At 63.0% G+C, this 11,982-nt stretch carries 7 protein-coding genes; 5 read left to right on the plus strand and 2 right to left on the minus strand.

The genetic code is table 11. The features are described from left to right. Positions 1-56 precede the first annotated feature (56 nt). Positions 57-4,019 (plus strand): LVIVD repeat-containing protein, encoded by a 3,963-nt coding sequence (locus MRBLMA1_RS08135; protein ID WP_363736014.1) that lies wholly within the window; start codon positions 57-59, stop codon positions 4,017-4,019. A gap of 43 nt (positions 4,020-4,062) precedes the next feature. Here the strand turns inward: MRBLMA1_RS08135 and MRBLMA1_RS08140 are convergent, their stop codons facing one another. Beyond that, positions 4,063-4,971, minus strand: coding sequence for a tetratricopeptide repeat protein (locus MRBLMA1_RS08140; RefSeq protein ID WP_363736877.1), 909 nt, complete (start codon positions 4,969-4,971; stop codon positions 4,063-4,065). A 167-nt stretch (positions 4,972-5,138) separates the two neighbouring features. Between MRBLMA1_RS08140 and MRBLMA1_RS08145 the strand changes: the two genes are divergently transcribed. The 4 genes from MRBLMA1_RS08145 (at position 5,139) to MRBLMA1_RS08160 (ending at position 11,305) form a co-directional block, all read left to right on the plus strand. Next, positions 5,139-7,652 (plus strand): cyclic nucleotide-binding domain-containing protein, encoded by a 2,514-nt coding sequence (locus MRBLMA1_RS08145; protein ID WP_363736015.1) that lies wholly within the window; start codon positions 5,139-5,141, stop codon positions 7,650-7,652. Next, positions 7,652-8,530: a hypothetical protein gene (locus MRBLMA1_RS08150; protein WP_363736016.1), complete on the plus strand. Its 879-nt coding sequence runs from the start codon at positions 7,652-7,654 to the stop codon at positions 8,528-8,530. Before MRBLMA1_RS08145 ends, MRBLMA1_RS08150 begins: the two co-directional genes overlap by 1 nt. 7 nt (positions 8,531-8,537) lie before the next feature. Beyond that, positions 8,538-10,379: a cytochrome c3 family protein gene (locus tag MRBLMA1_RS08155; protein WP_363736017.1), complete on the plus strand. Its 1,842-nt coding sequence runs from the start codon at positions 8,538-8,540 to the stop codon at positions 10,377-10,379. An 80-nt stretch (positions 10,380-10,459) separates the two neighbouring features. Continuing rightward, positions 10,460-11,305, plus strand: a complete 846-nt coding sequence (locus MRBLMA1_RS08160; RefSeq protein WP_363736018.1) for a metallophosphoesterase — start codon at positions 10,460-10,462, stop codon at positions 11,303-11,305. A 54-nt stretch (positions 11,306-11,359) separates the two neighbouring features. Here the strand turns inward: MRBLMA1_RS08160 and MRBLMA1_RS08165 are convergent, their stop codons facing one another. Beyond that, positions 11,360-11,668, minus strand: a complete 309-nt coding sequence (locus MRBLMA1_RS08165) for a hypothetical protein (RefSeq protein ID WP_363736019.1) — start codon at positions 11,666-11,668, stop codon at positions 11,360-11,362. Positions 11,669-11,982: the final 314 nt, after the last annotated feature.

Here is an 11,982-nt window from a genome sequence, read left to right on the forward strand (position 1 = left end):
CCGCGAAGGCACGCGCCGCGGTCGGACCCCGGAACAGGATTTCTGCCCTTGCGGGAATGGCGCTGCTCCTCCTGCTGCTCGCGGCCCTCCTCATCCCCGTCGCCATCCTCCACGCCTCCGACGCCGAAAAGCCGGTGGAGCGCCATTACGCCCTCGCGCCGCCCGCACCGATGAGCCAGACCGCCGGGCAGGTCGCCGCGAAATCCGATGGTTGCTATAGCTGCCATAGCAAGACGGACGAGCCATCGATGCATGCCACCCCGGCGGTCATGCTGGGTTGCACCGACTGTCATGGCGGCAATGCGGCAGTGCGTGGCGATCCGGCTCTGGGCTTTGAGGATCCTGCCTATGTCGCCGCGCGGGAGAAGGCGCATGTCCTGCCGCGCTATCCCAAGAGCTGGCATTATCCCTCCTCCGCCAATCCGCAGCGCACCTACACGCTGCTGAACCGGGAGGCGCCGGAATTCGTCCGCTTCGTCAACCCCAGCGACTATCGCGTGACGCGGGAAGCGTGCGGCTCGTGCCACATGCAGGTCATCGAGGCGGCGGAGCGATCCCTGATGGCATCGGGCGCGATGCTGTGGGGCGGGGCGGCGTATAATAACGGCATCGTGCCCTTCAAGAACTATATCTTCGGGGAAGCCTACACCAAGGACGGCAAGCCGGCGAAGATCGTCTCGCCCGGCAGCCCCCCCGGCACCCTGACCGCCGGGGAGAAGGCGCGCGGCGCGCTGGCCGAACTCTATCCGCTGCCGACGTGGCAGGTGATTCCGCCGGGCGACGTCTTCCGCGTGTTCGAGCGCGGCGGGCGCAACATCAACACGCAATTCGCGGAAATAGGCCTACCCAATCCCACTGGCTCGATCCAGCGGCTGGAAGAGCCCGGGCGGCCCGACCTCAAGCAGTCCAATCGCGGGCCCGGCACGGGGCTGCGCGTGGCGATCCCGGCACTCAACATTCACAAGACCCGCCTCAACGATCCCTATATGTGGTTCATGGGCACGAACGACCAGCCCGGCGATTATCGCCATTCGGGTTGTTCGGGGTGCCATGTCGTCTATGCCAATGACCGCGAGCCGCGCCACAGCCTGATCTATGCGCAATATGGCCGCGACGGGCAGACCGCCACCATCGATCCGACCATTGCGGCCAAGATCAGCCATGGTGGGCTGAAGGGGCCGCATGGCGAGACGATCACTCCCGATCATCCTGTTGGCGCGGTCAAGGAAAGCGGTCATCCGATCCGCCACGCCTTCACCCGCGCGATCCCGACCGCGCAGTGCATGAACTGTCACATGCACCAGCCCAATATCTTCCTGAACAGCTATCTGGGCTACACCATGTGGGACTATGAGTCCGATGCGCCCCTGATGTGGCCGGAAAAGCAGAAATATCCGACCGCGGCCGAGGTGCACCAGACGCTGGAACGCAATCCCGAGGGAGCCAGTCCCCGCGGCAAATGGTCGGACCTGGAATTTCTGCGCAACGTCTATGACCTGAACGACAAGGCGAAGGACACGCAGTTCGCTGACTACCATGGCCATGGCTGGAACTTCCGCGGCGTGTTCAAGCGCGACCGCGAAGGCAATCTGCTCGACGCGGATGGCAAGACCGTGTCGCCCGACGATCCGGAAAAATGGCGCAAGAAAGGGGAGGGCAAGTTCGTCCCTGTCGGCACCAATCCGGGCAAGTCCGTGCATTTGATGGACATCCACGCCGAAAAGGGTCTGCAATGCGCCGACTGCCATTTCGCGCAGGACAGCCATGGAAACGGCTTCATCTATGGCGAGGTGGCCAATGCCATCGAAATCGGGTGCAAGGATTGTCATGGCACGGCCGACGCCTATCCCACATTGTTGACATCCGGGCCGGCCGCCCCGCCCAAGGGGACGAACCTCGCCCTGCTGCGCAATCCTGACGGCAAAAGGCGGTTCGAATGGTATTTCGACGCCAGCGGAAGGCAGAGACTGATCCAGCGATCGATCGTCGACCCGAAGCTGGAATGGGAAGTGAGTCTGGTTAAGGATTCGGTCGATCCGGCCAATCCGCATTTCAACGCCAAGGCTGCCCGCGCCAAGCTGATGAGCCGTTCGGGCGCGGAGGACGGCAGTTTTGCCTTCGGGCCGGGCATCGCCAAGGAAGATCGGGCGCATGGTGACGACAGCATGGCGTGCTTTACCTGCCATCTGAGCTGGACGACCAGTTGCGGTGGCTGCCACCTGCCAATCGAAGCGAACTGGAAGACCTCGCTTCACCATTTTGATGGAGAGGAAACGCGCAACTTCGCGACCTATAACCCGCAGGTGGCGCGCGACGAGATGTTCCAGCTCGGCAAGCACATGACGACCAAGGGCAATGAAACGGCCCCGGTTCGCTCGACTTCGGCACTGGTCCTGTCGTCCACCAACATCAACCGCGAACGCATCTACATCCAGCAACCGCCGATATCGGGCATCGGCTTTTCGTCGCAGGCCTTTGCGCCCCATTTCCCGCATACCGTGCGCCGGACGGAGACAAAAACCTGCACGGATTGTCATTTGTCGGCCAAGGACGACAATAATGCCATCATGTCGCAGTTGCTGCTGCTCGGCACCAATTTCGTGAATTTTGTCGGCCTGAACGCCTGGACCGGGCTGGAGAGCGGATTCGAGGCGATCCGCGTCACCGAATGGGACGAGCCGCAGGCCGTGATCGGCAGCTATCTGCAGAAATATGCCTATCCCGATTACTGGAAGCTGCACGTCGAGCAGAACAGGCGCGAACTGAAGAACTGGGTGCGCGGCAAATATTTCGACGGCAGGGCTTCCGGCGAGACCCATGCCGTGGAAGAGTTCCGCAATGTAGTGAAGGGGACGGCCGATCGCGTCGGATGCCTGCAATTGCGCGGCGAATATATGTATGTGGCCGAAGGGAAGGGCGGTTTCCGCGTCTATGACGTGGCATCCATCGCGAACAAGGGTATTTCCGAACCGATCCTGAGCGCGCCCTTCTCGAAGCTGGGCCACAACAGCGGCGTTCCATCCAGGAACGCGACCTGCATGGCGCTTGCCACCAACCAGCCGGTCAACCCGCTGCGCAACACGCCGGAACTGCGCCGGATCAACCAGGAGCAGCCTTTCCTGCCGATTTACAGCTATGCGGCGGTGACGGACAGCGTCGAAGGGCTGATCATGGTCAATATCGAGACCATGGCCGATGGCGATTTCCGCAACAATTTCCTGAAGCGGGCAGTCACGTGGAATCCCGACGGCGTGCTCGACGGGGCGCGGCATATTCAGCTTGCGGGGCAGATCGCTTATATCACTGCCGATGTCGGACTGGTCGTGGTGGACCTCAGCGACCCGCTTCACCCCCGTCTTGCCGCCGTCCGCCCGATGAAGGACGCGCGGGCCAGCGCGATCCAGTTCCGCTATCTGTGGGTCACTGATTCAGAAGGGCTGAAGCTGTTCGACGTGACGAAGCTCACGGATCCGGTGGCGGTGGCGTCCGCCACCGTGCCGCTGGCCGATGCGCGCCGGATCTATCTTGCCCGGACCTATGCCTATGTGGCGGCCAAGTCCGAAGGGCTTGCAATCATCAACATCACCAATCCGCTGCGTCCCGTCGTCTACGCCAAGGAGACGTTTGGCGGCCAGATGACCGATGTGGAGGATGTGATCGTCGGCACGACCAACGCATCGTTGTTCGCCTATGTCGCGGATGGCCGAAATGGCCTGAAGGTGGTGCAGCTCACCAGTCCGGCCAGCCAGCCCAATTTCTACGGCTTTTCGCCCGCGCCCAAGCCGGAGCTGATCGCCTGGGCACGGACGCCTTCGCCGGCCTTGACGCTGTCCAAAGGGCTGGACCGCGACCGCGCGGTGGATGAAACGGGCGGGCAGATCGCGGTGTTCGGTCGCCTCGGCTCGCGCCCCTTTACCCGCCCGGAAATGGAGCGGCTGTTCCTGACCTCCCGGGGAATACCCTATAAGGTCAGCGACGAAGTGGATATGAAGGGCTGGCGACCGCCTTTGCTTCGGTAAGACGCCGGGTTGGACTGGCCCGGCAAGAGCGCTGGGGCGTGGCTCAGGCGCCCGGCACGCCCAATATCCGCGCCTCATCCCTGATCCGCCCTGCCTGCGCCGGATTGGCCGACCGCGCCTGCGCATAGGCCGCCGCCGCCTTGCCCGTCTCGCCCAGCGTCATGCGGCTGCGCATCAGCATGATCCAGCCGTCGACATTGCCCGGATTGGCCTTCAGTCGGGACTCCAGACTGGCCACCATTCCCCCGACCATCGCGTCCTGCTGTCCCTGGGGAAGCTGTGCCGCGGCCTGCATCTGCTCGCGGCTGGGGCCAGGGATCGCCGCTGTCGCCACGGACATGCCGGCACCCAATGGCGGGTGCGGCGCGGTCGGCTTCACCGCCGCCAGCCGCTCCGCGACATCAATACCGTTGATCTTTCCCACCTGCTCTATCGTCCGACGCAGATCGGCTTCCCATGGCGCGCCCGGTGGCGTGTCGCCCAGCAGGGCGAGCCAGTCGCGGATCGCGCCCTTATGATCCTTCGCAAGATCCTTGCGCACCGCCAGGAAGTAGCGCGCCCTGGGATCCTTCGGATCGAGTGCGATGGCCCGGTCAAAGGCGTCCGCGGCTTCCTTCGGCATGGGATCACGCTCGCTCTCCATCACCGCGGCCTCGCCCAGCGACGACCAGAAGGTCGCATTGCCGGGCGCCAGCTTTGTCGCGTGACGATAGGCGCGCACCGCATCGGCATGGCGGCCGCTTTCGAAATAAGCCCAGCCCAGCCTTTGCCAGCCCTCCGCATCGTTGGGATTGGCCCCGACCCGGTCCTGAAGCGCGCGTATCGCCGCCTCCGGATCGGCAGGCTCCTGGCCAGCCGCCAATGGGGAGGATAGCGCTGGCACCTTCGTTTCCTCGGGCGCGTGCGTCAGATTATAGCCGATGGATAGAGCGGCGATGCCAACCGCGCCCATCAGCAACACGCGCCTCCAGTTCCAACCCATTATTCTTGCACTCCCCGGTTGTTCCCCGCGATCTTCTCTAGCGTGACGCTGCGGAAATGATAGAGTGCCGCCCGGGACAGCGTCCGGTAACAGCCGGAACACAGGGGCATATCGGGGGACAATCATTGAATGACCGCGTGCGTATCGCGATCGTCGGATCGGGGCCGGCGGGGCTGAGTGCGGCCGCGCGCGCCGCTGCGCTGGGGCTTTCGCACCTGCTGATAGAAAAGACGGACCATCTGTCCGACACCATCTTCAAATATCAGAAGGGCAAGCATGTGATGGCGACGCCCAGCCAGCTCGTGCTGCGGTCGGACTGCGATTTCGAGGCGGGCAAGCGCGAATCGATTCTCGACCGCTGGAACGGACAGGCAGACGCGCAGGCCATCAATATAGCCTATAATGCGGAAGTGAAGGCGATCGTCGGCACCGGCGATCCGATCGCGGGCAGCATCCAGAAGATCGTTGAGCGCAAGCGTGACGGCACGAGCGAAACGAAGGAAATCCAGCGCTTCGCGCCACCTTATCGGCTGACGCTGAACGACGGGAGGGAGGTGATTGCCGATGCCGTCGTCATGGCCATCGGCACGCAGGGCAATCCCAATCTGATGCGCGTGCCGGGCGCCGACCTGCCCCATGTGCAATATCAGCTGGACGATCCAGCGGAATATAATGACGAGCACATCTTTGTCGTCGGGACGGGCGATGCAGGCATAGAAAATGCCCTCGGCCTCGCTGCCGATGAGGCGCAGGGCAATGTCGTCACCATCCTCAACCGGTCGACCGAGTTCGCCAGCGCCAAGGCTGCGAACGTCAAGGCGCTGATGGCCGCCGCTGAAGCGGGGCGCCTTGCCATCATGACCGAAAGCACCACGGCAAAGGTGGAGCCCGGTTTCATCACGCTCGACAGCCGCGACGGCGAGGTGAAGCTGAAATGCGATCGCATCATCGCGCGCATGGGTTCCGCTCCGCCGCGCGCCTTTGTGGAGAGCTGCGGCATCGAATTCACCAGTGGGGACCGGCTGGCCTTCCCGAAATTGTCGCCGGTGTTCGAAAGCACCGCGCCCGGCATTTTCGTGATCGGCGCGCTGGCGGGTTATCCGCTGATCAAGCATTGCATGAACCAGGGCTATGACGTCGTCGAATATATCAACGGCAATCGCGACCTGAAGCCTGCGGACGAACCGATCCTGGCCGCCAAGTTCGCGGGATTGCCGGAGAAGAAGAGCGTCGCGGAATGGCTGGAGTATCTGCGCGCCAACGTTTCGATCCTGGAGGGACTGTCTCCGCTCCAGATGCGGGAATTCATGCTGGACAGCGAAGTGCGCGCCTATCGCAGCGGCGACCTGATCTTCGAGAAATTCGACCCGGGCTCCTCGCTTTTCGGCATAGCGCGGGGGCGGGCGCTGGTGGAGGTCGCCTCCGGCGTCGAGATACCCATCGACCAGGGCTCCATCTTCGGGGAGGTGGGCCTCATTTCCGGCCGCCGCCGCGGTGCGACCGTACGGGCGGGCGCTGACTCGATCATGGTGGAGGTGTCGCGCACAGCGGCGCTCAAGCTCATGTCCTCCAACCCGCCCGCCAAGCGCGCCATCACCCGCATCTCGACCGAGCGGCAATTGCTCCAGATGTTCGGCGCCGGCCTGACCCCGGCGGATCTTGCCGACATTCTCGACACGGCGGAAATCCGAACGGTGAAGGCGGGGGAGGCGATCCTCACCGAAGGCGATATCGGCAATGACATCTATGTGATCCGGGTCGGGTCGATGATCGTGGAAAAGAAGATCGGCGGGAAAAACGTCTTCCTGTCCTATCTTCCCGCCGGCAGCTATGTGGGCGAAATGGCGTTGATCGCAGGCGGCCCGCGCACCGCCACGGTCAAGGCGACGGTCAAGTCCGAGGTCATCAGGCTGAACGGCGATGCCTTCGCCCGGTTGATGGCCGCCAAGCCTGCCCTGCTGGAACGCGCCCGGCGCGACATGGCGGCTCGGCAGGACGTCAACGCCTTTGTCGAAAGCCGCAAGGACAGCTTTTCGACCGTCGTCGACATGTATTCGGAAACGGCGAAATTCCTGGTCGACAACGGCATAGGCGAAGCGACCGACGTTCTCCTCATCGACGAACATCTCTGCGTCGGCTGCGATAATTGCGAAAAGGCCTGCGCCGACAGCCATGATGGTCTCTCCCGCCTCGACCGGGAAGCGGGCCGCACCTACGCCCACCTGCATGTGCCGACGAGTTGCCGCCATTGCGAGCATCCGCACTGCATGGCCGACTGCCCGCCCAACGCCATCCATCGCGGGCCGGATGGAGAGGTCTTCATCGACGACAGTTGCATTGGTTGCGGCAATTGCCAGCGCAACTGCCCCTATGGGGTGATCCGCATGGACAGCGTGCCCCCCAAAAAGCCGGGCCTGCTCAGCTGGATGTTCTTCGGTGCTGGTCCCGGCCCGGGCGAACCGTCGAAGAAATGGCGCTACAAGAATGCGGAATCCGGCGTTGAAAAGCCGAAAAAAGCCATCAAATGCGACATGTGCTCGGGCATTGAGGGTGGCCCGGCCTGCGTGCGCGCCTGTCCCACTGGAGCGGCCATACGCGTAGCACCGGAGGATTTCCTGACGGTAGCTCGGCTTGGCGGGGAGGCGCGCTGATGGCGACGCCTGCTGCCAGCCCCATTCGCCGCGCCAGGGGTGAGGTGCTGCATGACGGCTTCCTTCGCCACGCCGGTTTTCGCTGGCTGAAGATCGCGACGATAACCTGCGTCCTGTCGATTGCCAGCTATATGCTGGTCGACGTCACGCCGCACCATAATGGCGGTAGCTGGTACGGCTATACCATGGGCACGATCGGCGCGCTGCTGATCCTGTGGTTGACCTTGCTTGGCCTGCGCAAGCGGGCGATGACGCGGGGACGCTGGTCGCTCAAGGCATGGACATCCGCCCATGTCTATCTTGGCCTCAGCCTGATCGTCATCGCCACGCTGCACACCGGCTTCCAGCTTGGCTGGAACGTCCATACGCTCGCCTATGCGCTGATGATGCTGGTGATCCTTTCGGGCCTGTTCGGCATCACCGTCTATGCGTCCTTGCCTACAGCCCTCAGCAACAACCGCGCCGAAATGACGCAGGTGCAGATGCTCGACGCGGTGCGCGCCATCGACCGGCAACTGCATGATGCCGCGCAGCCCCTGACTCATGAGCAGGCCGCGCTGGTGCGCCAGTCGCTGGAAGATGATCCCTTTGGCGGCGGCCTGGTGGCGCGCCTGTCCGGCCGCTATCCCCGTTGCGCCACGGCCCGGGCGCAGGCGGCGTTGCGCCGCTGGACGGGCGACACGCCGGATACCGGCAATGATCCGCTGGAAAGGGTCGATGCGCTGCTGGAACGCAAGCAGGCTATGCTGGCCCGCCTGCGCCGACACCTGAAGTTGAAGGCGCTGCTGGAAATCTGGCTTTACATCCATGTGCCCGCCACCTTTGCCCTGCTGGCCGCGCTGACCGCGCATATCGTCAGCGTCTTCTTCTACTGGTGAGCGTGAGATGAGCTTCCTAGTCCGTCAGATCAGCCTCACCGCCGATGGCCGCGAGATCGTTCGCGCCACGTCAATCGCCAAATCGCAACTTTCGCTGGGTCGAGCGGCGGAAAACGACATCCACTTGCCTGACCTGGCGCTGGAGCCTGACCATGCCCGGATCGAGCAGGTCGACGAGCGCACCGTCCGCCTGCGCGCCACCGGCACGCTGGGTTTCGAGCTGGAGGGCCGCACGGTCCTGCGTGCCGAGATCGATCCCGCCCAGGGTGCGGAACTGCGCTTCGGGGGGCACCGCATCACCCTGTCGCGGGGTGAGGATGGAGCAACCATCCTTTCCATCCGCCGCATCGACGCCGTGTCCGAAGCTTCGGAGGAAAAGGAGGAAGCGAGGGTCTTCTCGCTGCGCGGCCTGTTGCCGGGCAAGCGGCTGACGGCGTGGGGACTGGCGCTGGCGATCCTGATCGGCTTCCTGGCTGTCCCCATCTGGAGCTATGCCAGCCGGCCGGCAAACGACACGCGGAATATCTACACGGTCGCAGGGGACAGGAGCTGGTCCTCGGGCCCGCTCAGCCAGGCGCACCACGCGCTCGAAGGGCGCTGCGAAACCTGCCATCAAAAGGCGTTCGTTTCCGTCCGCGACAGCACCTGCCAGACCTGTCACAAGGACGTGCACGACCATGCACCCGCCGCCCGCATCGCCATGGCGCGGGCAGAAGCGGGGCTGGGGGGCAAGTTGCTGGCAGGAGTAGCTGCCGCCTTTGGCAAGCCGCCTGAGGGTGCCTGCGTCGATTGCCACCGCGAACATGAAGGTGCAAGTCCGATGCAGCCTGCGCCGCAAGCCTTCTGTGTCGATTGCCACGGCACCTTGAAGGACCGGCTCAAGGACAGCAAGATCGGCAATGCCGCCGATTTCGGTACCAGCCATCCGCAATTCTCCGCGCTGGTTCAAACGCGGCCGGGCAAACACCCCAGCTTCTCGCGCAGATCCCTCGATAGCCGGCCGACAGACGACAGCGGTCTCAAATTCCCACATGACATTCATTTGTCCGCGACCGGCGGTGTCGCGAAAATGGCGCGGACGATGAAAGCGCAATATGGATTTGGCGATGCACTTGCCTGCAAGGATTGCCACAAGCCAACCGCCGATGGCGTGCGCTTCCTGCCGGTGGACATGGAGCGCGACTGCCAGATGTGCCACAGCCTTGCCTTTGAGACGATCGGCGGCACAGTCCGCACGCTCCGCCACGGCCAGCCCGATCAGGTGATCGCAGACCTGCGCGCTTATTTCCGGTCGACCGGGCCGGTCGAGCCTCCGGCCTTGGGCGGCGTGGCGCGCCGTCGGCCCGGCGATTACGCGCAGGGACGGATCTACCACGCCTATTTCGGTGCGGCGGCCACTCGCCCCTCCCGCGCCGACGACGCGATACGTGCGGTATTCTCAAAGGGCGGTGCCTGCTATGATTGCCACACCGTCACGCCACCTGGCACCAATGGCAATGCGAATTGGCAGGTGCTGCCGGTGCACCAGCCGATGCGCTACATGATGAACGGCTGGTTCGATCATGCCGCCCACAGGACCGAAAAATGCGAAAGCTGCCATGCAGCGCCAAGATCGCATGACGCCAGGCAATTGCTGCTTCCGAAAATCGACAGTTGCCGTAACTGTCATGGAGGGGAAAAGTCGAAGGCGGACGTGCCTTCGGGCTGCGCCATGTGCCACAGCTATCATATCGGCGACGGTGCCCCATGGGCGCCCGCCACCCCGTCGCTGGACAAGGATATGCACGATCGGGAAAAATTGACCAACTCGGCCAACCCCGCGCTTCCGCGCATGCCGGAACCGGGCTGAACCGCAGGATCGAACAACTGCCTCTGCAGCAACCAACGCACATAAGGTCAGACAAGGGCAATAAGAGGGGAAGCAGACCAATGCTGATCGCGCAGGTCACGGACATCCATCTGGGCTTCGACCCGGACAACCCCGCCGAATTCAACCGCAAGCGGCTGGATCAGGTATTGAGGGCGTTGAATGACGGCCCCAACCGCCCCGATCTGCTGTTGGCGACCGGTGACCTTACCGACCGGGGCGATGCGGACAGCTACCGCCGTCTGGCGAACGCTTTCAGCCAGTGCGATTTTCCGGTCTGGCCCTGCATGGGAAATCATGACGACCGGGCGCATTTCGCCATGCATTTCCCGCACATTCCCGTCGAGGACGGCTTTGTCCAATATGTGATCCATCAGGACGGACGGCGGATCATCATGCTCGACACCCTGGAACCGGGGCGTCATGGCGGCGCTTTCTGCGAACGGCGCGCGCAATGGCTTGCCGCCCGACTGGACGAAGATGACGCCACCCCGACATTGATCGTCATGCACCATCCCCCCGTCGAAGTGGGCATTGACTGGATGAACACCCATCCCGACGAAGCGTGGGTGCTGCGCTTTGCCGCGACGATCGCTGGCCGCGCCAATCTGCAGGCGATCCTCTGCGGTCACATCCATCGTTCCGTCGTCGCGCCCTGGAAGGGCACGACGATCGCGATCTGCTCATCAACCGCGCCGCAGCTTGCCCTCGACATGCGGCCGATGGACCCGGAGGCTCCCGACAACCGTCCGATGATCGTTGCGGACCCGCCGGCCTTCGCGATTCATCGGTGGACCGGAAACGGATTGATCACGCATTTCGAGACGGCGGACGATCATGTGATGCTGGCGAAATTCGACGCGGGCATGCAGTCGCTGGTTCGCACGTTGATGGATGAGCGGCCCTGACCTCTGGCGAAAGACGATGAGCGGCACGAACCGCCTGAACTAATCAGGCGCCAGTCAGGCTGCAAGGGCCCCCTGCGTCGAAGGGAACAAGAGCTTTTCTGCCAGAGCGAGGCATTCGTCCAGTGACGGCCCCGCCAGATGCGTGTCATGTCCATCCCAATGCCGAATGCTCAATTCCCAAAGAGTTTCGCCGTCGATACAGGCGGAGCGGGCATTCTGACCGGAGAAGTGCAACGTTTCCCCGATCCGTTCCCTGTGGAGAAGATGACGAGCAACCGTTGTGTGGCTTTCAAGATGCGCATTGAAACGCAACTGGATATTTTCGCTGTTGGCCGCCACCCAGGGAAGAAAATCGCTGTCCATTATCCGGCCTGCTTTTCTTGAAACGGGCGTCGTAGGGGTCCCACTCAGGACCAATACTCCCAGCCCTGCCCAATGTTCCTCAAAATTGTCCTTCTTTACGCAGATCAATCAAATAGGGCGCATCTTTGGAACAGGGGCGGCTGAGTCGTGTCGGATATGCATTACAGATATACCGATCCCGCGGCGGTCAGGTGAACGGGAATAGTCGTTCGGTCAATGCCAAGAGGATGTTTCAAAAGGACAAATAGCAGACTGTTCAAATTCCGTTGTTATTTCAGCACTTCTCCCGCCCAGGCAAAAATCGCCATATCGGT

It is taken from the genome of Sphingobium sp. LMA1-1-1.1 (assembly GCF_040676365.1).
Classification (GTDB): Bacteria; Pseudomonadota; Alphaproteobacteria; order Sphingomonadales; family Sphingomonadaceae; genus Sphingobium.

Bases quoted from the DNA above. Each gene is read 5' to 3' on its own strand.
- MRBLMA1_RS08135 (WP_363736014.1), top strand. From the start codon at position 57: ATGGCGCTGCTCCTCCTGCTGCTCGCGGCCCTCCTCATCCCCGTCGCC.
- MRBLMA1_RS08140 (WP_363736877.1), bottom strand. From the start codon at position 4,971: ATGGGCGCGGTTGGCATCGCCGCTCTATCCATCGGCTATAATCTGACG.
- MRBLMA1_RS08150 (WP_363736016.1), top strand. From the start codon at position 7,652: ATGGCGACGCCTGCTGCCAGCCCCATTCGCCGCGCCAGGGGTGAGGTG.
- MRBLMA1_RS08155 (WP_363736017.1), top strand. From the start codon at position 8,538: ATGAGCTTCCTAGTCCGTCAGATCAGCCTCACCGCCGATGGCCGCGAG.
- MRBLMA1_RS08160 (WP_363736018.1), top strand. From the start codon at position 10,460: ATGCTGATCGCGCAGGTCACGGACATCCATCTGGGCTTCGACCCGGAC.
- MRBLMA1_RS08165 (WP_363736019.1), bottom strand. From the start codon at position 11,668: ATGGACAGCGATTTTCTTCCCTGGGTGGCGGCCAACAGCGAAAATATC.